The 23,981-nt window shown below is 45.5% G+C and carries 21 protein-coding genes; 4 read left to right on the top strand and 17 right to left on the bottom strand.

Annotation, left to right across the window (positions count from 1 at the left end; translation table 11 throughout):
• Positions 1 to 55: 55 nt before the first annotated feature.
• Genes AC07KQ_RS12855 through AC07KQ_RS12870 form a run of 4 tightly spaced genes read right to left on the bottom strand, consistent with a single transcriptional unit; the run spans position 56 to position 6,233 of the window.
• On the bottom strand, positions 56 to 931 hold the full coding sequence (locus tag AC07KQ_RS12855) for an ROK family protein (RefSeq protein ID WP_003567888.1): 876 nt from the start codon (positions 929 to 931) through the stop codon (positions 56 to 58).
• Entirely contained in the window at positions 928 to 2,223 is a 1,296-nt protein-coding gene (locus tag AC07KQ_RS12860) for a glycoside hydrolase family 125 protein (protein ID WP_289420432.1), read from the bottom strand. The genes AC07KQ_RS12855 and AC07KQ_RS12860 overlap by 4 nt, the downstream gene beginning before the upstream one ends.
• Complete coding sequence (locus AC07KQ_RS12865; RefSeq protein ID WP_003571589.1) at positions 2,220 to 4,859, bottom strand: glycoside hydrolase family 38 N-terminal domain-containing protein; 2,640 nt, start codon at positions 4,857 to 4,859, stop codon at positions 2,220 to 2,222. Before AC07KQ_RS12865 ends, AC07KQ_RS12860 begins: the two co-directional genes overlap by 4 nt.
• Before the next feature lie 48 nt (positions 4,860 to 4,907).
• Positions 4,908 to 6,233: a PTS sugar transporter subunit IIC gene (locus AC07KQ_RS12870; RefSeq protein WP_003567894.1), complete on the bottom strand. Its 1,326-nt coding sequence runs from the start codon at positions 6,231 to 6,233 to the stop codon at positions 4,908 to 4,910.
• Positions 6,234 to 6,459: 226 nt separating this feature from the next.
• Between AC07KQ_RS12870 and AC07KQ_RS12875 the strand changes: the two genes are divergently transcribed.
• Entirely contained in the window at positions 6,460 to 7,185 is a 726-nt protein-coding gene (locus AC07KQ_RS12875; protein ID WP_003567895.1) for a GntR family transcriptional regulator, read from the top strand.
• Between the two features lie 32 nt (positions 7,186 to 7,217).
• Here AC07KQ_RS12875 and AC07KQ_RS12880 read toward each other — a convergent pair whose 3' ends face one another.
• The 6 genes from AC07KQ_RS12880 to AC07KQ_RS12905 form a co-directional block, all read right to left on the bottom strand.
• On the bottom strand, positions 7,218 to 7,424 hold the full coding sequence (locus AC07KQ_RS12880) for a hypothetical protein (protein ID WP_080596995.1): 207 nt from the start codon (positions 7,422 to 7,424) through the stop codon (positions 7,218 to 7,220).
• Between the two features lie 193 nt (positions 7,425 to 7,617).
• Positions 7,618 to 8,346 (bottom strand): class II aldolase/adducin family protein, encoded by a 729-nt coding sequence (locus AC07KQ_RS12885; protein WP_003567897.1) that lies wholly within the window; start codon positions 8,344 to 8,346, stop codon positions 7,618 to 7,620.
• The gene (locus tag AC07KQ_RS12890; RefSeq protein WP_003567899.1) at positions 8,343 to 8,579 is read right to left on the bottom strand and encodes a hypothetical protein; all 237 of its coding nucleotides are present in this window, start codon (positions 8,577 to 8,579) and stop codon (positions 8,343 to 8,345) included. The genes AC07KQ_RS12885 and AC07KQ_RS12890 overlap by 4 nt, the downstream gene beginning before the upstream one ends.
• Positions 8,572 to 10,164, bottom strand: coding sequence for a PTS galactitol transporter subunit IIC (locus AC07KQ_RS12895; RefSeq protein WP_003567901.1), 1,593 nt, complete (start codon positions 10,162 to 10,164; stop codon positions 8,572 to 8,574). Before AC07KQ_RS12895 ends, AC07KQ_RS12890 begins: the two co-directional genes overlap by 8 nt.
• Before the next feature lie 31 nt (positions 10,165 to 10,195).
• On the bottom strand, positions 10,196 to 10,516 hold the full coding sequence (locus tag AC07KQ_RS12900) for a PTS sugar transporter subunit IIB (RefSeq protein WP_003567903.1): 321 nt from the start codon (positions 10,514 to 10,516) through the stop codon (positions 10,196 to 10,198).
• Between the two features lie 31 nt (positions 10,517 to 10,547).
• Positions 10,548 to 11,027 (bottom strand): PTS sugar transporter subunit IIA, encoded by a 480-nt coding sequence (locus AC07KQ_RS12905; RefSeq protein ID WP_003567906.1) that lies wholly within the window; start codon positions 11,025 to 11,027, stop codon positions 10,548 to 10,550.
• Between the two features lie 205 nt (positions 11,028 to 11,232).
• On the opposite strand from AC07KQ_RS12905, the gene AC07KQ_RS12910 reads away from it, so the two are divergent.
• Positions 11,233 to 12,030 (top strand): DeoR/GlpR family DNA-binding transcription regulator, encoded by a 798-nt coding sequence (locus tag AC07KQ_RS12910; RefSeq protein ID WP_003567908.1) that lies wholly within the window; start codon positions 11,233 to 11,235, stop codon positions 12,028 to 12,030.
• Between the two features lie 255 nt (positions 12,031 to 12,285).
• Here AC07KQ_RS12910 and AC07KQ_RS12915 read toward each other — a convergent pair whose 3' ends face one another.
• Positions 12,286 to 13,134 carry a class I SAM-dependent methyltransferase gene (locus AC07KQ_RS12915; protein WP_003567910.1) on the bottom strand — a complete coding sequence of 283 codons (849 nt, stop codon included), beginning with the start codon at positions 13,132 to 13,134 and terminating at the stop codon, positions 12,286 to 12,288.
• Positions 13,135 to 13,640: 506 nt separating this feature from the next.
• On the opposite strand from AC07KQ_RS12915, the gene AC07KQ_RS12920 reads away from it, so the two are divergent.
• Positions 13,641 to 15,323: a glycoside hydrolase family 13 protein gene (locus tag AC07KQ_RS12920; RefSeq protein WP_274990912.1), complete on the top strand. Its 1,683-nt coding sequence runs from the start codon at positions 13,641 to 13,643 to the stop codon at positions 15,321 to 15,323.
• A 460-nt stretch (positions 15,324 to 15,783) separates the two neighbouring features.
• Positions 15,784 to 16,533, top strand: coding sequence for a hypothetical protein (locus AC07KQ_RS12925; RefSeq protein ID WP_003567914.1), 750 nt, complete (start codon positions 15,784 to 15,786; stop codon positions 16,531 to 16,533).
• A gap of 782 nt (positions 16,534 to 17,315) precedes the next feature.
• On the opposite strand, the gene AC07KQ_RS12930 is transcribed toward AC07KQ_RS12925, so the two are convergent.
• From AC07KQ_RS12930 to AC07KQ_RS12955, 6 genes are all read right to left on the bottom strand, one after another.
• On the bottom strand, positions 17,316 to 17,474 hold the full coding sequence (locus tag AC07KQ_RS12930; protein ID WP_003567918.1) for a putative holin-like toxin: 159 nt from the start codon (positions 17,472 to 17,474) through the stop codon (positions 17,316 to 17,318).
• A 367-nt stretch (positions 17,475 to 17,841) separates the two neighbouring features.
• Positions 17,842 to 20,130 (bottom strand): right-handed parallel beta-helix repeat-containing protein, encoded by a 2,289-nt coding sequence (locus AC07KQ_RS12935; RefSeq protein WP_013246110.1) that lies wholly within the window; start codon positions 20,128 to 20,130, stop codon positions 17,842 to 17,844.
• Between the two features lie 27 nt (positions 20,131 to 20,157).
• A complete protein-coding gene (locus AC07KQ_RS12940) occupies positions 20,158 to 21,141 on the bottom strand; it encodes a hypothetical protein (protein ID WP_003567922.1) in 984 nt (327 codons plus the stop codon).
• A gap of 69 nt (positions 21,142 to 21,210) precedes the next feature.
• On the bottom strand, positions 21,211 to 23,136 hold the full coding sequence (locus tag AC07KQ_RS12945; protein WP_003567924.1) for a heparinase II/III family protein: 1,926 nt from the start codon (positions 23,134 to 23,136) through the stop codon (positions 21,211 to 21,213).
• Entirely contained in the window at positions 23,075 to 23,422 is a 348-nt protein-coding gene (locus AC07KQ_RS12950; RefSeq protein WP_003567926.1) for a preprotein translocase subunit YajC, read from the bottom strand. The genes AC07KQ_RS12945 and AC07KQ_RS12950 overlap by 62 nt, the downstream gene beginning before the upstream one ends.
• Positions 23,422 to 23,892: a PTS sugar transporter subunit IIA gene (locus AC07KQ_RS12955; RefSeq protein WP_003567928.1), complete on the bottom strand. Its 471-nt coding sequence runs from the start codon at positions 23,890 to 23,892 to the stop codon at positions 23,422 to 23,424. The genes AC07KQ_RS12950 and AC07KQ_RS12955 overlap by 1 nt, the downstream gene beginning before the upstream one ends.
• Positions 23,893 to 23,981: the final 89 nt, after the last annotated feature.

Consider the following 23,981-nt stretch of genomic DNA (forward strand, 5'->3'; position numbering starts at 1 on the left):
TGCCAGACGAGAAGCTAGTCTGACTTGCGCTCCTTTCTATACTCGATTTCTGATGTCAGCGGCTGCGTTGATGCTGTTGAAAATTAACTGCGGCGCCGTATAAATTGGCTTCAGCCTGAAACTTGGCAATGCGAACGATTGGCCGAATGGGGGCAACTTCGACTTTTGCCATCACAACATCGAGCGCCTGATTCAAATCTGCAAGCAAGTCAGAATTTTGGGAAATGCCACCGCCAATGACAAAACAATCTGGATCAAGACTGTACTGCAAATTGAAAATGGTTGTCGCCAGCACCTTTAGCATGTCACGAACGGCTTTCTGGGCTAATGGCTGTCCGGTTTTGGCCAGTTCGTAAAGGGCTTTCCCGTCCAAATCAGTGCCATTTGCCCGGTTGTAGCGATCAGCCGCGTTCACAATGGTACCAAGATGACTGACCGTATCGTCATTGCCGTACAACATATAGCCAAACTCGCCGCCTAACAGATGCCGACCACGATGAATCCGGCCATCCAAAACGACCGCACCGCCAACCCCAGTGCCTAACACCAGAAAAATGACGTCACGAACATCTGTTGCTGCACCGGCCTGAACTTCTGCCAGTGCAGCGCAATTGGCATCATTTTCGATGGTGACAGGCAGCTGGAAACGTTTGGTCAATTCAGCCACAATTGGAAAATGGTGAATATACGGAACCGCACTGGCACCGCGGATGATGCCGGCGGTTTGATCCACTGAACCGGGACTGCTGATAGCCACACCGGTAATGGTTGCTTTACGCTGCAATTCATGAACCTGAGTTTGAAGCGCCTGGTAAAACGAGGCCAATGTCTGCGGTGTTTTCACACTGGTCTGGTGAGAAATACCAGACACTTCATCGTAACAACCGAATTTAAGGGTTGTGCCGCCAATATCAATGACTACTAAACTCACAGTGCCACTTCCTCTTTTTGATCACTTAGGTAGTCCAACGCCAATTGACAATAAGTCATGTTTGCCCACGAAAACCACGTTCGCGTGAACTGTGTAGGATCGTCTTTGTGCACGCCTTCATGACATTGGCCAGTACCGGCTGTTGTGGCAGCAATCGTGGCAAGTTTGGCTGCCTTCTCCGTTTTGCTTTCAGCCACTAAGCCTGCCATTGCCACTGCAATCGGCCAAACATATTCCGGCGGGGTGTGCTCGCTACCAATACCTGCCAAAGCTTCTCCTTGGTAGTAGTACGGATTTTGTCTACTCAAAATAAAGGTTTTGGTTGCCAAGTAAATCGGATCGTCAGCTGCAATGGCCCCCAGAAAAGGTAAACTCAACAAACTTGGAACATTCGCATCATCCATGAAACGTGTCCTGCCAAGGCCATCCACTTCATACGCCAAACCTTGATCCCCGCTCGGCAACGTTTGAATCGCATACTTAGCAATGCCTCGCTCAATTACTGTCACCAAAGTTTGTGCTCGTGCAGCCAAGGACTGGTGATTGGCCGGAATCAGCGGCAACAAGCCTTTCAAAACCGTTTTTGCAAACAAATTGGCTGGAATATGGTACCCATATTTACACCGGTTATCACTCGGCCGGAAGCCATCCCAGATGAGCCCAGTATAAGCAACAGGGGTGCCATAACCGTTATTTGGCAAAGTATCGTTAGCTGCAGTGTCACGCCGGCGGAAAAAATAGGGTGACTGTTCATGATGCTGTTCCTGTTCAAAAATATCTAAAATGACCGCGAATGTTTCCCAAAAAGTCGCATCAAGCAGCGCTGCATCGCCTGTTTCAGTATGCAACCGCAACGCCAACAGCAACGGTGCACATAGCGTATCAATTTCGAACTTGCGCTCCCAGACTTGTGGTGAAACCGAAATATTGGTTTCATCGTCATCGCGCCAATGAGCCGCATTGGTCGTCTGATTAAAGGCATTGGCATACGGATCAAGCTGCACGAACGCCAATTCTCGTCGTAGGACACCTTCAAGAATCGGCTTTAAATCAGGCACGTCTTTGATGAGCTGTACATAAGGCAACACTTGAAAGGTTGCGTCTCGTAGCCACATCGCCGGAATATCGCCGGTCGCAACAAAGTAGGTCCCATCCGCCTGCCGACTTGTGGCCTTCATCAGCGCATCCGGCAGTAAGGTGCGAAACATTTGCTGAGCTGGGGCATCTGGTAATGGATGCTCATCAGCAAAAGCAGTGAGTGCCGCTGCTAACGGTCGGCTGTCTTCAGTCATAACGACTCCTTTTTCGATGCTAAGCTGATGTGTCGCGGATAGATACCGTACGTCCGAATCTCTCCCGGCTTAAAGGCTGGCAGCTTAAATGTGGTGACATCGGTGGCAAGCGTTTGCTTCGTTTCATGATTGAGATTCAATTGACGAATACTTGCCGCAACTTCAAGGATAAAGTCTCCTGCTGTTGCCACAGTGACATCGGTCGGGTTATAAACGCGAACTAGGTAGCCGGCATGGTCAGGCGTTTCACTGACACTCGACACAACCAGATCGCGACTCACCAGTTGCACAGGTGACTGATGCACTAGGTTTGTCTGATTAGTGTTGATCGGGAAGTATTGCAAAGGCGTGGTGAAACGATCCAACGTCTGTGTTTGATAGCCAAGGCTGCCAATTGCCAACGACTGAACCCGTCGTTGCAATTCCGCCGGGACAAAATCAGCATCAAGGCAAATCCCGCCTTGCATTTGCCGGGTCCCTAAAAGTTGACTATCAGGCGTCGGCACATACTTGGTCTGCAGGCCAGAGGCATCACCAGGCCGCCGTTTTAAGTCAGGTCGGCCAAGGTACCCGACACCGCGGAACATAGTAACGGCTAACTGGTCAAATTGATCACCAATCAACTGAAATTCTTTTTCGCCTAATCCTAAGAAGGTCCAGCTCGTTTTGTCATCGTGCGTATTGGCAAAATGAATGAGCGGCCGCAATGCCGTCGGTTCTTCATGATAACCAATGGCGCGCCAATCTTTGAGATGTGGATCAATCACCGGACGAGCGGCAATTCCGAATGGCGTATCGGCAAAACTCGTCTGTGCTTGCACCGGTGTCTTCAGAATTAAACGGAGTCGATGATCACAAACGGTGTTTTCAACGGTAAATTCAAAATGAATCACCGGATCATCAGCGGCCAACTTCAAGACCAACATATACGGCATCTCGACACTGGCCTTTTTGGCTGCACGTTGAGCTAGATCACTTGGCAATTGCCATTGACCACGAAAGACAAGTTCGCTTACCAGTTTCCCTTGCTGACCCGTGACCTCGGCTTCAGCCAGCGTCAAGTCCAGCAGCCAGTCTTGAAAAGCCGGCGAGTAGTCATAGGTATCACCTTCATCACCGCCATCGTCAAAATGAATCGGGTTCACAAACGATTGCTTCGTGCGTCGATCAACCAACACCAGCTGGCCCTTGTCGAACGTCAGCGTGTAATAGGCGTTGCTAATCGTTGTGCTCGGCTGACGATCCGTTACGCACTGGCTCGCTTCCTCAAGCGTGAAGCCCACCCAATCCATCGCCTTCATTGTCAATGGCACGACAATCGTTGTCCGATAATAAACATCAGGTTTTTCCCGTGCTGGATCGCGCCGCAATACGGCGTTATCAACTTTCACCTGTTTTAAGATTTCATACGTGACGACTTCACCATTTTCATCTTTAAGTGAAAAATGCTTGCCACGCGTTGCCAGCGTGACCTCACCATTTTGATGAACGGGCCGCACCGTTGGATTCCAGAAAAAGACATTTAGCGATGCCGGTGCTCCGCTAGCCAGTTTGCGTAAAAGATAATCGCGGACTGATTCTGCCAGTTGTAGCGCCTCAACGCCGCGTTGGTAAATATCTTGATTCGTCGCATCTGAATTGCAGCCGCCTGATGAATCATGTGCTTGGCCACGGGCGATGGCACGCCAGATATGAGCCACCATCCCATCTTGCGCTTCGATGCCTTGATGAGCCGCAATCACCATCATCGGTTCAACCACATCGACCATCAAATGCTCAAGCCGATCGTACAAATGCTTTAAATCTGCTCGCGATGAATAAATGCCGCGATGAATTTTCGATGCTGACGGATCAATGAACTCGCCTTGATAGGTTGGCAAATCAGAACTTGTTGCTAAAGCTTTGAAAAAGTCCGGATAATTGTCTTCCACCAATTCAAAGTCGGATGTCTGCTGATTGGCGTACTGAAGCCGATCCTTCAAGTTAAAATCGACCGCGCGTTGATCACCACCCACCGGCAGCGCTAAGTCATGCGCTTGCGTATCTGTGGCAATACGGTGTAGCAAAGCCGCCGTATCATCGTTTTCAATTAGGTCAACGCCTGCATAGTAGCCATTCTTGATATTAGCCGCTAGAACTTTTGAGCCATCATTAGCCGTCCAGTAGAAGTAACGGCCATTCTTTTCATGCGGCATCCCGCGCCAAAAGACAGTGGCGGTAATGTCAAAACCTTGATAAATCTTTGGCATATCCTGTCCTTGACCAAATGAGTCAGGCAGATAGCCAACTTTCATGACGCCGCCCAAGTCAGCCGCTAATTTGTGGCCAAGCTGCAAATTACGAACGATGGCTTCACCACTCGTTACCATCTCGTCAATTTGAGTGTACCAAGGGCCAATGAAAAGCCTCCGTGCTTTGACAAAGCGCATCATGGCTGCTCGTTTGTCCGGGTTTGTCTGCAGATAATCGTCGACAATCGCCAATTGCCCATCTAAAAGGTAACTATCCAGCTGATTATCGGCGAGTGCCTGTAAAACTTCTGCCATGTGATAGGCAAATTGAACCCGTGCTTGCTGGCGCGTGAAATACCATTCGAAATCCCAATGTGTATGGGCAATAACATGAACTTTCTGCATCAAATAAACTTCTTTCTATTCTTTATCGCTCGTTAAGTTTGCAACTCATTAAGCTGCTGCCATTTGTCGCTCGTTGCGTTGATTCATAATGACAAACGGTGCGTAAAGGAAAACATCAAAGATCACTAATACCAAGGCGAGAATGACGGGACTCATATGCAAGCCGCCAAGAATCCAGGTACTAAAGAAGATCGGTTCATTACCCGAGTTAAGTACCACCAGCGGCACAACCCAACCGATTGACGTCACTACATAAGCCACAATGGCATTAAACAGCGGTACGACAATCCAAGGAATGAACATGATCGGATTCAAAACAATTGGCAGTCCGAAGATCACCGGTTCATTAATACCGAAGCAACCTGGCACCAGCGCCAATTTTGCAACTTCGCGCTCCTTTTCGCCTTTTTTAGCGAAAATCAACATGGCAATGATGAGGCCAAAGGTAGCACCGGACCCGCCAATCATGGCGTACACATTCGTCATGGTGTTAGGCGCGATCGAAATATCGGCAAAACTTTTGGTTTCAGCAAACTTAGCAACATTTTGTAAGAATAGCGGTAACCAGAAGGCCGATACGATCCCCCAAACAATGTTGAAGCCGTGCAAGCCAAGGAACCACAGAATTTGTTCTAGTAAGATGACAACAATGATAGCTGGTAATCCTGTACCCACGGTCAACAGCGGCTTAATCACGACCGTCGCGATCAATTGAATTAAGCTTGCATACCCCATCGCCTGCAATCCAATTCGAGCAAGCCCAAAGAGCAACAACACTTCTGCCATTGGAATTAAGGCAAAAAATGAATCAAAAACATTTTGTGGGACGCTGCCGGGCATTTTGATCGTGAATTTGGAACGGCTAAATGCCGCGAAAAGGGCAACAGCCAACATTCCGACAATCAAGCCGGTAAACATCCCTTCATAACTAAAAAGTGATGACGCGAAGCCTTCAATCACCTTCGCCTTAGGATCGGCAAAGTTCACATTATTGGGTACCATCACAAAATATGCAGAGAAGGCTAACAATGTGGCGATAATAATGTTCATACTCTTGTTTTCATCGCGCTGTTTTAATTCAACTGCGTAGGAATAGGCGCTTGAGATCACGACAATCAACCCAACGATGCCAAGTGTTGCAACGCCCAAATAACCAAATAAATTGCTAATACTTGTCAGCCATCCCCAATGAAGATTTTGAGACTTAATCAAGGCATCCAACTGCATCTTGATTAAGTTAGAAAAAGACCCAATCACTGTAAACGGAATCGTTCGAACAAAGGCGTTCTTGACCGCCTGTAAAATCGTGTTGTTTTGAACCCACATTGATGCTTTAAGCAACGGTTCTTGAAGCTTATCAACATTGAACTTCATCATTAACCACCCCTAAGTAGATTTTGTTGGGACAACGCGCTGTGATATTGTCAGTTTAAAGGCGCTTTCATTTTTTGTAAAGACTTATTTTTTATCTTGTGTATACAAATTTTGCGAAATAGAAAAATGTTAATATACAAATATTTAGATATTTAACGGGATGACTTACCAAATATCTGGCTTGTGTTACAATTAGTGAACAAATAATCCAGCTGAGGTGACATCGTTGTATCTATATTGGGAAATCTATTCCGACATCAAAAAAGACATCCTGACAAATCATTATCGCGCAGGCAAACCGCTGCCAACTCAGGAAGTTCTCGCCAGAACCTACCACACAAGTCGTTTGACCATCAAAAAAGCCCTTCGTATGTTGCAAGATGAAGGGCTAATCTATACCAAACAAGGATCAGGCAGCTTTGTGCGCGCTCAAGCACCAGACGACGACAAGGAATTGTTGCCGCTTGATGCGCCAATTGGCGTGACTTATTCGCATCGTGATCAAAAAATCACCAGCAAGCTGCTTTATTTTGACGCCCGTTTACCAAGCGCAACTGAGCAAAAAAATCTTGGCATTAAAAGTAATGAACCTGTCTACGATATCAAACGGGTTCGCCTCGTGAACGGGCATTTTTACAGTCTAGAACACACCACCATGCCGACCAACATCGCGCCGCTTGACAAGAAAATCTTGAAGGGCTCGATTTATGATTACCTTGGCAGTAAGGGCGTTCAGTTAACTGATGCCCGACGCATCTTGTATGCCACCGAAGCTGATGAAGAAACTGCCGAGGCACTCCAAATCAAACAAGGCAGTCCAGTGCTGGTTATCGAGCAGACCGCCTATGATCAAGAAGGTCACGCATTTGAATACTCGGTTTCAAGCTTCATCCGCGATCACTCGCGATTCGTTTTGAATATCCATCGCCGCTTGCCGGATTTACCGCATTAGTTTGGGGCTGTGCGAATTCATTGAAGCTGTGATTACTGACAGCCAAGATGAGGAAAACGGTCCCTCTGTACGCAAAGGGCCAGACTAACGTTTCTCTTGCCGTGCCAAACTCCGCAATCTCCGGCCAGATGGGGCTTGCGACGCGAAGCTAGAGCGGAGACGGCGCTTCGAGCCCAAAGCCCGGTCTCGAAGTCGCCTAACAACATCAGCGACAAGCCCAGTCGCTGTGTTGTTTGCACGGCTGAGCCCCATCTGGCCCACGATCGCTCCGCCTTGGCACCGAAATCCTCAATCCTCGACAGGTAATCTATGAGACAACAAAAGCCGGACAAATTTTCCTCGCATGGGAAAATTTGTCCGGCTTTCTTTACCAGTTTTAACTTGTTCTAATCTTGTCTTGCTACATTGTTTAAATTCAGTTTTTAACCACCGCTAGGCTTTCAAAGGTTCCTTCAACATGCCATCAGTTGTTTTACCGCAGGACTGATAGCTTTCTAACAATCCCAGTTTCATGAAGACCGTCTGTTGATAGGCAATCTTCGCATTCCATTCAACGGTTTCCAGAATTTCTGTGGCATGATGCAAGTCTTCGGAAGTGATCAAAACGCCATGGCTGTTTAAGAGGAAGATGTGCTCTTTTGCCGCATCTCCGACTTCCTTCAGGCCATTGTAGACCGTGTCTGCAAGTTCCTTGGAGCAGGCTGGTGCGTATGGCAGCACCCGAATCGGACCAACTTCTTCAGTAACTTCGGTGACATTTGGCATATCCAATCCGGCTGTTGCCCAGAACATGGATTCTTCAGCATGGGAATGATAGACACAACGGATCTTGTCGTTGGCCCGATAAGCTTCTTCATGCATGTTGATTTCACGGGTCAGACGACCAACGCCGTCAATCAGTTTGCCGGTTTCAAGATCAACCACCAAAATTTGGGTTGGTTGCAACTTGGCATACCAGGCTTCAGACATCATGGTTGGCGTCATAATCAGATAATCTTTGCCAGCTTTAATATGAATATCCCCGTAATCAAAATCCTTGTCAGGGGTGATCCGAACGCTAATGTTGCCACCTGCAACATTGGTATTCTTCCGCATGAACATTTCGCGGGCCACTTCAGCTAAATCTTTCCGCTCATTTTCAAAGACATATTGTTCGGTCATTTTGAAATTCCTTCCTTATTTGTCCGACGCGCCAATAACTCTTCCCGTCTTTTTTCAATCTTTTCCTTGCGTTTGCGATCATAATCGCCAAACAAAATTGGATTGACTTTGACGTAAAGGATCACGGTGGCAATTCCCATCAAGAGACATAACCATGTGTTACCGCCTAGCAAAGCAATTGATATCCCAATCGTATCTAGGAAAACCAAGAATGATGCTAAGGTTTTACTCACCTTTATCACCGCGTTTCTTATCATGACTGGTCTGACTGAAATCCAGTCCGCTAATGTCATTCAAATCAACATCATCAGCTGTATCATTTTGCTTATCTTTGGCGGCCTTCTTTGATTCGTTCGACGCTTTCGCATCGCTGAAGTCCAAACCGCTGAGATCGCTCAGATCAACATCGGTAGCATCACTGCTGGTTGAAGCCGGTGCTGTTGGCGCAGCTGCGGCCGTGACCGGCGCTAGTGCACCGTAACGTTGACTCGGTAACTTGATCTTGATTTGATCGCGGTACAACCAGATGAACCCGAGTGTCCAAAGCACCGCCAGCGCGATTGCCCACCACTGACCATTGAAAGCTTGCGCGAAGAACAAGCGGAAGTCCGGCCCTTCAAATGTGGACCATGAAAGCTGCTGACCAGCCTGAACTTTAACAGTGCCGGTTGATTTGGCCAGGTTCGTGATAACTGGTGCAAAGTAAGTGGCACCATATAAGAAGATCGGCGTAGTAATGATGCCCAATGTGATCATCCGCAACAGGTTTGCCCCAGTCAGTAACAACGCAGCGTTAACAAAGGACAAGTTGATGATGCCAGCGAATGGCAAGACGGTGTTGTGCGGCAAGATCATGGCGAAGACCAACATGATCGGCACCAGAATGATCACCGTAACCCACAATTCGTTACGTCCGGCAAGGATTGGCCAATCAAGGCCGATATAAACCTCACGACCTTTAAAGTGTTTCTGCATGAAACCGCTCATCGCATCAGCAATTGGTGATAAGGCGGTCATGAAAAGTTTGGAGATCATTGGGAATAAAGTCATCGCAGTTGCCGCTTTAATCGCTAAGTTCAAGGAGCCAGAAACGGAATACCCGGCACCAAAGCCTAATAGCACCCCAATCAAGGCACCCATGACGGTATTGTCACCCCAGACACCAATTCGCTTTTGCAACGCATCAGCGTCAAACGGCTTGTTCATAATCGGAATAAAGTCAAGCAACTTATTAAGCGGTTGCAAAATGACCGCGAATAAGGTGATAAAATGTGGTACTGTGACACCCGGCATGCCTGTCAAATCCTCAATATGCCGTTGCCACATATCACCTGCTTTCAGTTCGAAAACAATTTGAATCCCGGCAACTAAGAATCCGAAGAAGGCATTGTGCGTAAAGTACAAAACAACGACGTAAGTGAAAATCTTGTTCCAAACGTTCCACATATCAACGTTCAGGGTTTTGGTCCAGTTGAACGTCAACATCACGAAGTTAATAGCTAATAATAACGGGAAAAATAGGAACGCGGACTTGTACGACCAAGTGATGGCAGCAACCCCGGTCCAGCCGGCATCAATCGCATTCAGGCTCAAATGGAAGAGCTTGGACATGGATTTTGCCGCTGGTGAAATAGCCTCCATCATGTAGTTAACGACCAAGGTCATGCCGGAGAAAGCAACCCCCAAGGTCAAAGCGGCCACAATTGATTTTTTGAACTTCAACCCGGCAACCAGACCCAAAATCAACATGATCAATGGCACGAAGACCGGTCCACCCAAATTCAGGATATAATTAACGACGTCTTTTAAGATTGTCACGATTTTCCACCTCCTCTAGTAGAATGGGCTGTTATTTCCCAGCAGCCTGCATGTTCTTCAATGCTTGAACAATTTCTTTGTAGGATTTTTCAGGATTCATGTTCATGAAAATCGGCATCCCATTCACAACAGCGATGTTGTTTTCTTTGGCCAGATCCTCCAATTGTTGATTCGGCTTTGCAATCCATACATAGACGTCATAGTTATGCAGAATTTCCGGTAACTGTTTGAAATCCGTCGCATCAACCGAAATGCCTTTGACGTTATTAGTTTCAAAAAAATCTTTGATTCGACTGGCAGTTGCTTCACTAGAAGCCACGCCGGAACCACATGCAACAACAATTTTAGCCATAATATTTTGCTCCTTATTTTGATTGGATCAGTTATTTGTTAGCAGCTTGTGTCTTGAACGTATCGACAAAGAATTGATACATTGCTTCAGGATCAGTCGTTGCCTTGAACTTGGCGACAAACGCTTTGTCTTGCAACAGATCCATGAAAACCTGCAATAACCCGACTTGTTGACTGGCATCGGTAATCCCCAAGAAAAACATCGCCGTTGCATCCTCAGGCTCGTTGTAACCCATTTGCAGTACTCGAACTGGTTGAGCGTTTTTGACGATGGCCATAAACGGCTCATTCACGTTCTCAGGATCGGCATGCGGTAACATGACCGAGATCTCAGGAAAAACAACCCCAGTCGGGAACTCATCTTCGCGTTTGTTAAGGGCAGCTTCATAAGTGTCCCTAGCATACCCAGCCGCGCGAATCTTCTTGGCAACATCTCTAAACAGTGTTTTTCGATCGGCAGCGTTTTCGTTGAGAAAAATTAAATCTTTGTGAATCATTGTGCTATAGTCCATCTTTATATCACCTCATCTTTTCGAGTGGCCTTAGCATTTGGAACTTTTTGAACCTTTTCCTTGTTTCCAAAGCTAATGATAAAGCGCTTACATCCTTTTGTCTACGCTGTAAAGTGGAAGTCATCAAGGTTGACAATGGTTCATGAAAGCGGTTAAAATTTGTTCAGATAGATTCATAATAATTCATAAATTGGAGGTGTTAACTGTGTCACAAAAACCGGCTAAGTTTGAAAGACTAAATGACATCATCAGAATTTTGCGTGAAACACCGCAAATTAGTGTGGCTGAACTCAGTCGACAAATATTCACAAGTAAGTCCACCTTGCGTCGCGATTTGATTGAGCTTGAAAACACTAACATCATTCAACGCCAATACGGGATGATTCAGCTCCTGCAAGGTAACAACATTGAATTCACCTACGAAAAGCGCCGCAACGAAAATGCGCGGCTCAAGCGGATTATCAGTCATCAAATTGCTGACAAGATTCCTAGCAACGCCGCCTTTTTCATTGACGGCAGTTCAACTTTTTTCAGCTTACCTGAACTGTTGCACAATCAAGTCGGCCTGCATGTGATTACAAACAACGTCAACATGGGGCTACAATTCAATTCACTGAACAATATCGAAACCATTATCATTGGCGGTAAAATGGCCCCACGATCGGCTTCGACCCTTGGCTCAACGACCATCGAGGAAATCCAGAGTTTCCATCCGGACTTTGCACTGCTCTCGACCGGCTCCATCGATGCAGGCGGCATTTATGTTGCCGATCCGGAACAAGCAGCTGTCAAAGAAGCCATGATTGCCAATGCCAAGTGTGTTATCTTCGGCATTGACTCAACTAAGTTTGATCAAAGTGACTACATTCGCATTACGAACATGAATCAGATTGATGAAATCATCACAGATAAAAAGCCAAATGCCGCCTATCAAAATCTATTTGAAAAAAATCATATTCTGCTGACCTATCCGCATGAGTATCGCCAACCACCTAAAAATTGATTTGCTCATCACCATAATTAAAATCATTTTTTCCCCAGTTCAAAGCTAAGTCACTCAAGCTGACTATTCCAAATTTAAGTTGCTTAGAAACCACGATCACGTACAAAAAAGGCGATTCAAAGCGCTCCCAATCGCACCAGTACGCGTGATTGATGAGACCCACGCTCCGGGAAAATAAGTTAACTAAAAGACTCATTTAGTCGCAGTATTTAAAAAAAACCTGCCCGAGCAATTTTTACTCAGGTAGGTTCTTTGTCATATTTGTTTTCTAGCCACCAGCGAAAACGTCAACGGAATTTGTGGCAGATCAGCCGGCATCTGCCAACCGTCCTCTTCCTGATTGAACGTCAGCATCGGCAATGCCTGCCAATCGGTGATGCGCTGCTCCCCCAGTGCTTCAATCGTTAAACCAGCCTTCAGTAGCACACTCGTTATTTCTTGAAAATCATGTGCCCAGTTGTGGTTGCGGGTGTGTTGGATTAGCCCTTTTGATCCCGCCGTGTACGAACCATCTGAATCGTAAGAGATCTCGGCCCCGCTGAAATAATTTTGCGTGATGGTAAGCCCGTCATTATCCAGTGCGAACAAAAGTGGGTGATTGTCACGTATCATGAAAATCCCGCCTGGTGCAAGTAATGCCGCGATTGAATTAGCCCAATCTTGCAAATCTGGCAGCCAAGTAATGGTACCCGCACTAGTCACGATCACGTCAAACCCCTGAGCTTCATTAGCCAGCGCCTTTGCGGCATAACGCGCATCACTTTGGACATAAGTAATATCCGCGCCGGCTTGCTTGGCAATGTCACGGGCGTAATGTAATGAATTCGGCGAAAAATCAATGCCATGAACATGGACTGCGCCTAGGCGCCACCAGCTCAAAGTGTCGGTGCCAATGTGACTTTGCAGATGCAACAGTCGCTGACCCTTAACCGAATTTGCTGGCAAGTGCGGCAAGAGTACTTCTAAATCGCGTTTAACTGTGCCAGTCACACCGTTTGGATTGTTAATAAAGCCAGCAATGTCACCATAACCGCCACCGGCATGGATGTTGGCGCGGTCATCCCAATTGCTGAGATTGTCTTGAATATCGTGATTTGTTGACATAAAGTTCTCCTTTTTGAGGATGCAATTTAAAGTCCGTATGGTCCTTGTCATGATGGGAATACCTCAGTGGCTGCGGCTTGTTAGTATTAAAAATATCTCATTTGAAGATGTGATGCAAAATATCAACCATGTGCGAACTATTTTTTCAGCTGCTTGTCGCTTTAATGCCACCCTATCAGCAAAAAACCAACTAATTTTGAAGATTACGAACCAAGTCCATTTAAATATCGCGTGCCACGTAATCGTGAATTCACGCTACCGACTGACGCACAATAACTTGAAATTAATAATTGTTTATGATTACATTTTTACGTCATTTTCACTTGGGTAATGGTTATGAACCTTTATACTGAAATTGACGTCAAAAACGAGCGCGCGTGAACCGGTGCAGTTAGAAACCGGCGTATAAGCAGACTTGGGCGTGATGGCTGCTTTTTCATCATTGCGACCAAAGGCCCTTACGTGATGGTTTCTGCGCCAGTGAACGCATTTAAGGAGGCATTCATATGCATAAAAGTTGGTGGCAAGAGGCTGTTGTTTATCAAGTGTACCCACGCAGTTTTCAAGACAGTAACAATGATGGCATTGGTGATCTAACCGGGGTTGTCGAGCACCTAGATTACATCAAACAGCTTGGTGTTGATGTTATTTGGCTCAACCCAATTTATAAATCACCTAATGCCGATAACGGCTATGACATTGCTGATTACGAAAAAATTATGGCGGAGTTTGGCACGATGGCGGACTTCAAGCATTTGCTAAACGAAGCACATGCACGTGGCTTGAAAGTCATGATGGATTTAGTAGTTAATCATACTTCTGATGAGCATCCGTGGTTTCAGGCTGCCAAGCAAAGTCGCACCGATCCTCACCATGACTGGTATATTTGGCGCGATCCAGTTGACGGTCATGAACCGACCAACTGGCGGGCTGATTTCGGTGGCTCTGCGTGGACCTATGTGCCAGAAGTCGGTCAATACTACCTGCATCTTTTTGCGATCAAGCAACCAGATCTCAATTGGACGAATCCTGCAGTACGGAAAGCCGTGTTCGACATGATGACATGGTGGTGCGAGCAAGGTATCGATGGTTTCCGAATGGACGTGATCAACCTGATCTCGAAACCCGAGCAATTCACTGATGATCCTTACATCGTTGAACATCCTAATGGCAGTTCATTGGGATTCATTGCAAATGGCCCGCATGTTCATGAATACCTCCGGGAAATGAATCAAACGGTGTTGTCAAAATACGATCTCATCACGGTTGGTGAGGCACCCGGTGTCACACCTGTTTTGGCAGAGAAATATACCGGCTTTGATCGGCACGAACTAGAGATGGTTTTCCAGTTTAAGCATATGGGTCTGGACGATGATCCACAGTTTGGCAAATGGTCTTTGCATCGGCCAAAGTTGACCGATCTTAAACGCGTGCTTTCCGAATGGCAAACCGACCTGCACGGAAAAGCTTGGAATAGTTTGTATTGGGACAATCATGACCAACCACGAGCCGTCTCGCGTTTTGGTGATGATCGTCCAGCCTTCCGAGTTCGCTCAGCGAAAATGCTCGCCGCAACCTTGCACATGATGGAAGGGACGCCCTACATCTACCAAGGCGAAGAGCTGGGGATGACCAATATCGATTTTTCCTCCATTCACGATTACCGTGACCTTGATACTTTAAATGCCTGGCACGAGCTCGTTGATCAACAGCATGCACTGACCTCTGAAGACATGCTGAAACGAATCCATCGGCGCTCGCGTGACAACGCCCGCACACCAATGCAATGGGATGCCACGCAACATGCGGGTTTCACAAAGAGTACCCCTTGGATCAAGGTCAATCCAAACTATCAGACCATCAATGCAGCGGCTGCATTGGCAGATCCTGATTCAGTCTTTTTCTTCTATCAAAAGCTCAATCAGCTGCGCAAGCAATACCCAGCTCTCATTGTCTATGGTGATTATGAGTTATTGGATCCAGACGACTCAGATGTCTTTATGTATCGGCGTTTTACCGATGATCAAGAGTTGCTCGTTATCAACAACTTCACCGATCAGGAACAATCCCGCCCAATTAGCACGCGCTTGCCTAAAAACGCACGGCTAATGATCAGTAATTATGCTGACGATCGTGGTGACGTTTTGCGGCCTTATGAAACACGCAGCTATCTTGGCGAACGGCGTTAAAGAACCAATATTCAATATCTGTGACAAAAACTAAAGCGTCATTTTAACGCAAAAGTATAACGATGGTTTGGATTAGAACTCACTGCACCACCTAACCTCAAGTAACAAGGCCAATCGCTTCAGGTCACCACATTGGCCTTTATGAGCAGTCAAATTTTCACCTTGTATGAATAACACAATGAACATTTCAACGTCACAATTTCGTCACACCTAGTCTGTAGTATTAGCAATATAGAAATGAGCCACCCACTCATTCCTACAAACCCCAACCCAACTTTTTCATTTTTACTCCTCCAAAGTAGAAATCGCCAGTCGGCCTCCCACCGGCTGGCCAATACATAAGCAAACCCGCGTATGAATGCGCGGGTTTTTGTTTGGCTTTATTTAGCAATAGGCACAACTTCCCTAGGCAGTTTATATCATTAAGAACAGGTATTGTGAGTTTGGAGGGGTATTCGTTTTGAAGAAAAGAACATGGGTGATAACAATCACAGGTGTCGCTATTTTATTGGTGATTACATTTGGCGTCATACTCATTCAGAAAAACGACGCAGAACGCCGATTATCATTAGGGCGCTCAAGAGCATCAAGTATATCGACATCAAAAGTGAAAGCGTCAAAGTGGCAAGTCTCTGTTTCGGAAGCACAAAGCACCGCAAACTCAAAATTTTATGCAGATAAAACGTCAAAAGATGCTGCAGCTTCATCAGCCATCGTCGCATCTGAAGCAAAGAGTAAAGCAGAAGCCGTTAATCATGTTGATTTCGATAAGTTGAGCAAAATTGACCAAGCAAAAGCGGCTATCTATTACGGATTAGGCAACATGCAATATTTTAACGACAAAAGCGTCAGTAATTACCCTGGAGACGCTGTTTATTCGAGTAGCGGCGTTGATGTGGTCTTTGTAAAAGATATGTCCGCAGGCATTGGCAGTACACCTTATTTAGTAGCGCCTCATCTTTTTCAAGTAAGTGCTGCAGCACCAGTATTTTCATACGTCGAACTAGGTATGCAAGCAGATGGTCACCGACCTGAAGGATTGACATATGGAAAAGTTGATGATAATTCCTCCAGCTTTGTTATCGATCCAAGATTACATGCCATTGGTCTTTCCTTTTCAACAGTGAACGACTGGATTAATTCACATGGAGGTATGGCCGCTGTTCAAAAAATCAACATCAACCGTTTTATTGACTTTGACCAAGAGTAATGCCAATTTTGCTAGCAAACAACTAAATTGATTCTCGCAAATTTAGTATGCAAACCAAAATTTAAGGGTGATGCCAAGGGTGACTCAAAAATAAAGAGCAATAGCTTAGTCCTTTTTACTAGCCGCTCAAATCTGCTATTTTTCTGTATTTGAATAACACAAAGACCATCTTTGTGTCACAATTTCGTCACACCTAGCCTGTAGTATTAGCAACATAGAAATGAGCCACCCACTCATTCCTACAAACCCCAACCCAACTTTTTCATTTTTACTCCTCCAAAGTAGAAATCGCCAGCCGGCCTCCCACCGACTGGCCAATACATAAAAGTAAAGGACCCTCGCCGTTTTATGACAGCGAGGGTCCTTTATTAGCGAAAGGCGTCAATACGGTCATTATCAGTCTATGTTAGTCTTTCGAATTAGCTTTCTTTTGGGTTGTCTTGCGTTGGTTTCCCATGCTAAAATGCACATAAAGAGGCGTGCCCGCGGTAATGGACTCGTCCCTAGCAGAGCCGTTTAAGACGGCTGGCATTGAATAACAATCAGAAAAGACCGTTAGACTTCTCCCAGAAATCTAGTGACGGTCTTTTTGATTGTCAAGAATTGCGCGAACAAGGATCACCACTGATTTTCGTTTTGGTTGTCTTGTGCTGGTTTTTCGTGCTAAAATAAACACATAAAGAGGCGCGCCTGCAGGTAATAGACACGCCCCTAGCAGAGCCGTTTAAGACGGCTGGCATTGAATAACAATCAGGAAAGACCGTTAGACTTCGGCCAGAAATCTAGTGACGGTCTTTTTGATTGTCAAGAATTGCGCGAACAAGGATCACCACTGTGCCAACGAGTAACAGTACAAAACTGCCAAACGCTAACATAATGGTTATTGCATCCGCAACGGACAACCAGACACCTCCCTTCACTGGATTTTGTGCGTGACTCATAAGCACCAACTCCTGTGATTGGATTTGCCAACCGTCATTAACTTCTCTGCTGTCGCTATCATACCATACAATTCGGGTAAACGCTTAGAGCCGTAAAGGTTACAGGCGTTTTTTATTTTCCGGTTTGAGCACCTTCTCGGACACATGGACAATCAATAAACATTACAAATAATGACTATCCTTCCACATCACCAACGAACTGAGGTCATGAACCGCAACAGATACCTTGGATTGCCTTTCCGATACCGAGATAAGCAAAGAACCCCTTTGTCTTCCTCACAGCGGTGCCCTTTTTACCTTTCCGACCCATTTCTACAAGAGTCTATCATTCTGGCTGGCAAGTAGTTGTCGAGATCAATAATTTTTCCTACTTGTTCGCTACGTATTTGCGCCAGCCAATAACGCCAAAGCCACAGACAATTAACGCTACGAGCCCAATGATCGGCAAACTGTTCATCATCATCTCGCCAGTTTTTGGAAAAGCCTTTGATTGATCTGTCTCTGAATGCTGCTTCTTTTTGACGAGCGTCTCTGACTTCATCATTTTTTCAGGATCGGGCTTGTTTGGTGTACCGGGTACATCGTCCTTCCCATCAAGTGCCTCTAACGCCCTTCGCAATGCCGATACCATGTTATTAACCGTGAGTTGATCAGCAATTTGATTGGTTAATAAGCTTTGTGCCTTGGCAAGAATTTGATCAAAAGCTGCCTTGTTATCTGAACTTGCCTTAAGATATTTAGCCTTCTCTTTAACCGCCAGCGCTTGGTCAATGACTGTCTTTAACTCGCCTTTTTGCACAGGAATAGTTGGCTTGGTTGCCTCAAAAGCTCCAATTGTTGGTCTTTCGAAATTAATTGGTTTCCCTGAAAAATCTTGAGTAATCGGAAACTTTGCTTGAATAGCTGCAGGTGTTAGCTCCGCCACGCTGCGGCCAGCATTGGCAACAGGCGAACCTGCTATGGGAATAAAGCTGCCAAGCGATTCAACAGACATGCTGCCTGTATTATGATTGATCAGGCCACTAGGTTTTGCTGTTACATCTCCTAATTGCGGATCGACAAATAAGTTGTCACTCACATCAACCGCATCAGTATGACTCTGATCAAGTAATGCTTGTGGGTAGAAAAGATTGTGATCTAAGTTGCCTTCTGCAAATAGTGGCCGCTTGTTTCCAGCCTGATTAACAACAAATTTAGGGGTATTACCTGCTGGTGCATAGACCAAGTTATTCACAAAACGAATACCAGTTTGGCCATTATTTGAAACCATTAAATTTTTCACAGCTTTACCAACGATAAAGGTGTTGTTATGAAACAAGGGAAAACCAGCAATACCATCATTTTTCCCTGACACCACAAAAATCAGGTGATTGAGCGCGGGCGATGGCAAATCGCTTACATCATCGACGCTCAAATTGTACCGGAAAACATTATCTGTTTGATGATCACCCATAAACAAAGTGAACCCACCCGAATTATCATGGGAATAGTTATATTGATACACGCCTTTAGATGCAAAACCGTCAAAGTCAAAAGCCGCTCCATCAAGATAATGGTTGGGAATGCCAAACACTTCATTATATTGGGCAAGATTATATTCACCACCCATAAACCACAATCCAGCAAAGTTTTTGCTCGCACCTGATTCGTTCTTAGATTCAGGCATGTTGTTGGCTGCTTCTACCGTGTTGTATTCCGCAGTCCCATTCTCGCTTGAACTGATGACAATGCCATCACCGGCACTATTTCGAATATAATTATTCCTGAAAGCCGTATGTGCACTCGCTCTAAAGGAATATTGGTCCCAGCCTCCAGGGAGGACTGACGCATTGGCATCATTACGTAATCCTTCATTTGAAACATCCGTAATCACGTTATTCTCAGCAGTGACGTCTGTATTGCCAACGATAATAATACCGCCAGAGTTTTTGCCAGATGGCACCATTTTTCCCGTCTGATCTGGAACTGGATCACTTTGATAGGCACCGTCGACATGATGAACATTGTTGTTTCTAATATTAATACCGGTACGATGTGAGGCTTTGAAAATCGCTAGCTTCTGTTGAATAGACGCAGCATCTGTCCCACTTGGATATGGTACATTGATATCCGACGCTACCAAAATACCAATTCGCATCGCTTGACGATTGCCATCATTCGAAAAATTGGTCACCTCTATATTCGAGATCGTCCAATGATTCGCATTCCAAAGTTCAACAGCCCCCGTCATTAAATTGATATTACTTAAATTACGGTGATGGTATGGACTTTGATTCGCAGTTGTTCCCATACCATTAATGATTGCTTTTTTTCTGACATCCCCTTGGTGATAGCTGCCGATAACGATTGGCTCGGAAGCGGAACCTTCACCATTCTTAGTGCCATCAAGAATGAGTTGACCATTCCAGATACCATTAGCGTCAAATAGAATTTGATCTCCTGGTTGAAATTTCGTGGCCATCACTTTTGCTAATGATCGCCACGGATGATCAACGGACATGCCATCGTTGTTGTCATTGCCATTGTTGGCAATATAAAAGATTCGATTTTCAGCAGCGCTCAGTCGATTTACTTTGCCACTAGCCGCCACAAATAGCCCAACGGACAATGCCAACAAAACCAGCAAACCAACGCGGATTGTCTTTGATGTCTTCATCATACTCCCCCTCATAGCGTTATCTTTTTAACTCAGCTTTTGTTTTGACAAGGCTGCTTTGTTTACCTGAAGAACAGCACGAGCAGCTTTTTTGGCCAAATTAGCATTTAGCCTTCTTTCCAACAACTTGACTGCTACATCTTCCTTTACCGTTGAAAAATCATAATAACCGCCATTGGTAACAGTAATTGGTCTAACAAGGCTCATGGTTTCGTTAGATGTCCATGCAATAAAAATGATGCCTTGCTGAACGTCACCACTGTTAGATGCACGTAAGTAGTTACCGTAGTACTTATCCTTATCATGACTCGAATCGGCCATCACGAATGTTCCTGAAAAACCTTTTGACGCAAAATCATTTTGAATGGTTGATAAATCGCTACTTTTGCCACTGACTTGCTGTACCAAAGCCGTGAATCTACCCAGATCATTGATCTTTTCTCGTTCAAAGGTTAATGCCTGGTAGTTAACTAAGTTGGGCTTTCCCCAATACTTATCCTTATTTTGAGAATAGAAATTTTCCAATTGTTTTGAAGTGATTGTTTGCCGATATTTCTTTGCATACTGAGATCTGAGTCTCATCATCAGGGCGCTGTGTGTTTTTTGCGCTGCAGCCATGCCAGAAAGACTTGCTCCCGTTTGATCAGCTTTCTTCAAATCTGTGAAAGCTACCAATGGCTTTTTTATCAGACCAGCCGTCACAAGCGCCTTGTCCTCAACAATATATTGTTTAAGTGTCCTCAATGCCTTGTCTTGTGCAAACTGCTGTGGTGTCTTTGAACCATACTTCGTCAGCCAGAAGTGCTCGTTATATGTTGTGTGATACTTCGTCATATAGTGACTCACTGTGCTGGCTTTTTCGTTCTGCAAGAAATATTGATAGACCCTTTGCGAAACAGGAACACCGGCAACTTCTAAGAAAGACGGCGTGTCTTTTGCCTGGCAACCTGCAAGCATGAAGACCAACGTCAGTAATCCGATTAGCAATTTGTTAACCTTTTTCGTTGTCATCACCTCAACTAGTTGTACGAACCTCACTATCTCAGCATTTTGCTTGATCCTTTTAACAACTCGTTTTCACTACAAAAGCTGAAAGTGCTTTTCCACTCGTTGACCCTTTCGCTTAAAAAGATTGAAGCTCCCATAAGCCTCAGTCCCATCAAACCAATACAACTTGCGACCAACAATCGTATTCTCTGACTGTAGCGTCACCAAATAATTCACATCATGACCCAGATCAACCCGAAATCCTGTTGCTAACCGGTCATCAACGATCTCATCATCGTTACCAGAATGGCGCACTTGGACCGGCGTTACCGCTATGTCAGGATTAGCCGGTGAAAAAACTGCGGCTTGTGCGGTAAAATCTTTGAATAGCGTTTCAGATTCCAATCGTGTCAGATGATCAAGAGCATTGTATCGTGGTGAGAACAACTGCCGGCTTTTCCATATATTTCTCTCAGTAACAGCAAGGCTAGCTACGTTGCCTAACTGATACCCTTCCGCTTGCTTAGTCACTGTCAGGTCAGGCGCAATCTGCCAGAAACGTTTAAGTGTGTGATAGCCAGGGTCGCTAACAACGTCCAGTATCAGCCGCAATCTCTCCTCCGCAAGATTGATTAAATACCGGACAACCATCACTGGTGTTTGCTGGGCGCGATCAATATACACTGCCTTAATCAGCTGGCCGGCGCTAAAATCAATCACCTGATTCGTAACAGGTGTGGCAGCATACTGATACTTCCATGAGTCCTTTGGCAAACTGAAAGGCTTGTGATCCAGCATGACAGTGTTATGAGCTTCAACGGATTTCAGATAACGGCGTTCGGTGCCATCAACGTACGTATATCGGCCGCCATCGACAAGCACGTCATGCCCGTCCATCACCAAATCAAGGTGCCCCAAGGCCGCATGACCATGACCGCTGCCAAGATTGCCATTGAATAAGTGCCAATAATCAGCGTTTTCACCCCAGTCTGAGCGCCAAAAGTAATTGCCGCTGATCGGTGCAGCAAATTGTTGAGGAAGTTTGGCTTTTTTGGCTGCCAGTTGCCACGCTTGATGCGCCAGTTCTAATAAACCAAAGTCGAAAACTGGTTCTAATCGGTTCTGCAACTGTGCTGGCTGACTTAAGATAGCGGCGGAGCTGTTGAACAAGCTGTCAATCCGAATGGCATCGGTATCACCTTGCTGTAGCAATGTCAGATCGGGTTTGACATATTGCGCCATCATCCGCTGCATGGCACGGGTTTTTTGTAAAATATTCGGGGCCACCGTCTGCTTGGCTCGTTGCTGAGCAGCAATGACCGCCAACGAACTGCGCCAAACTTCTAACAAATATAGCGGCGATTGTTCCCACTGCATGCCTTGCGTGTCCACTTGAAGATCCAGTTCTACCTCAAATCGCTGTTGCGCCCAGGTAACCGTGTCGCGATCAACGACGTCAGGGAATCTTGCCGCATACGTTAAAATACCTGACGTGATTAAGATGCCCCAGTTACTGATATCAAACTTTTCCGTGTAGTTTTGGCGGAGATAGTCAGCCTGAACCTTCACCGCATCATGAACAGAAACTGACTCCGATGCATTTAATTGCTCACTTTCCACCAGATTGGCGACAACGGATGTCCAATTTAATAATCGAATGCCTGTGTCAATTGTTCGCCATGTTTCGGGCAACGCCAAATTTTGACCGATCCAAGAAAAAAGAAGGGCTTTCATTTTTATTTGATATTTAACTTGACCAGTCGTATAGAAAGCTTCCAAAAGATCCAAAAGGTACTCTTGACGTTTTAACATGTACAGCCATTCAGGATCGCCATTAGGCGTCTCCTGCCATTTAATTGGATCCATAGTATAGCTGATTTGGGTGGGTTCCATCGCATAAGGACTATCGAACAAAAAAGTATTATCTAATAGCCGATCTGCATTTGTCTTTGCGTCTTTAGTGAGATGTTGTTGCTGCGCTAGTTGCTGAATGTACCTTGCCCAACGCTGCTTTGCCATGCCTTGACACCTCCTTCACCACCCCAGCAATTCCCATCCGCTTAACCGTTATCACTGTCTTTTCAGCGATTTCAACCTGAACATCTTCTTGATTCAAGCTTTGTATGTTACCTAAGATGCCATCAATCAGGACAATTTGATCGCCTATTTGTAAATTAGCGTGCATCTGATCAACAGCATCAGCTTGTTTTTGCATGGCATAACGTTTTGCCAGAGGAATGGCAACCAAATAAAGCAGGCAAACAAGGACGACCATGATAGCTAAAATAATTTGCCAGAAGGTCATCAGATACCATCCCCTTCATCTTGATGTGTCATATCCGGAACCCGCGCCGTTGCTGAATTTGTATTCATCCTGTCGGGCAGAATCTCAATCAGTTGTTTCGAAAGCGTCAAGGTGTGCTGCAGCTCACCTTCAATCGTGTCATCTTCAAACCCAGTCAAGCTCTTGGCATACAAATCTAACATCAAATTGAGTGGTGCACTTGAGATCACATATTGATGTGGCCGATTGCCTTCGAGAACCAAACGCGACACAATCTGATGCGGCGCACCACCAGTCATGTCGGCAAAAACTAAAACCCGTTCATGCTCACTGAGCAACTCGGTTAATTGTTTTTCGAATTTTTCATGCGTTGTTTGTTCATCTAAGTTAAATGCCTTGATCCCTTCAGTTGTACCGATCAGTAACTGGAGGGCAGACAAGACACCATCCGGATAGCGGCCATGACCCACGATCACTATTTCATAATTCATAAATGTTGACTCCTTTTTTAGTTATTCGGTCGTCAATAAAATGTTGATATTTCTTGTTTTTACCTACTCCTGAAAACAGCCGTCTACAC

The organism is Lacticaseibacillus sp. YLM2-1, assembly GCF_056583465.1.

Coding starts and splice junctions, on each gene's coding strand:
- AC07KQ_RS12860 (WP_289420432.1), bottom strand. CDS start 2,223: ATGACTGAAGACAGCCGACCGTTAGCAGCGGCACTCACTGCTTTTGCT.
- AC07KQ_RS12865 (WP_003571589.1), bottom strand. CDS start 4,859: ATGCAGAAAGTTCATGTTATTGCCCATACACATTGGGATTTCGAATGG.
- AC07KQ_RS12870 (WP_003567894.1), bottom strand. CDS start 6,233: ATGAAGTTCAATGTTGATAAGCTTCAAGAACCGTTGCTTAAAGCATCA.
- AC07KQ_RS12885 (WP_003567897.1), bottom strand. CDS start 8,346: ATGACCGAACAATATGTCTTTGAAAATGAGCGGAAAGATTTAGCTGAA.
- AC07KQ_RS12900 (WP_003567903.1), bottom strand. CDS start 10,516: ATGGCTAAAATTGTTGTTGCATGTGGTTCCGGCGTGGCTTCTAGTGAA.
- AC07KQ_RS12905 (WP_003567906.1), bottom strand. CDS start 11,027: ATGGACTATAGCACAATGATTCACAAAGATTTAATTTTTCTCAACGAA.
- AC07KQ_RS12915 (WP_003567910.1), bottom strand. CDS start 13,134: ATGTCAACAAATCACGATATTCAAGACAATCTCAGCAATTGGGATGAC.
- AC07KQ_RS12920 (WP_274990912.1), top strand. CDS start 13,641: ATGCATAAAAGTTGGTGGCAAGAGGCTGTTGTTTATCAAGTGTACCCA.
- AC07KQ_RS12930 (WP_003567918.1), bottom strand. CDS start 17,474: ATGAGTCACGCACAAAATCCAGTGAAGGGAGGTGTCTGGTTGTCCGTT.
- AC07KQ_RS12935 (WP_013246110.1), bottom strand. CDS start 20,130: ATGAAGACATCAAAGACAATCCGCGTTGGTTTGCTGGTTTTGTTGGCA.
- AC07KQ_RS12940 (WP_003567922.1), bottom strand. CDS start 21,141: ATGACAACGAAAAAGGTTAACAAATTGCTAATCGGATTACTGACGTTG.
- AC07KQ_RS12945 (WP_003567924.1), bottom strand. CDS start 23,136: ATGGCAAAGCAGCGTTGGGCAAGGTACATTCAGCAACTAGCGCAGCAA.
- AC07KQ_RS12950 (WP_003567926.1), bottom strand. CDS start 23,422: ATGACCTTCTGGCAAATTATTTTAGCTATCATGGTCGTCCTTGTTTGC.
- AC07KQ_RS12955 (WP_003567928.1), bottom strand. CDS start 23,892: ATGAATTATGAAATAGTGATCGTGGGTCATGGCCGCTATCCGGATGGT.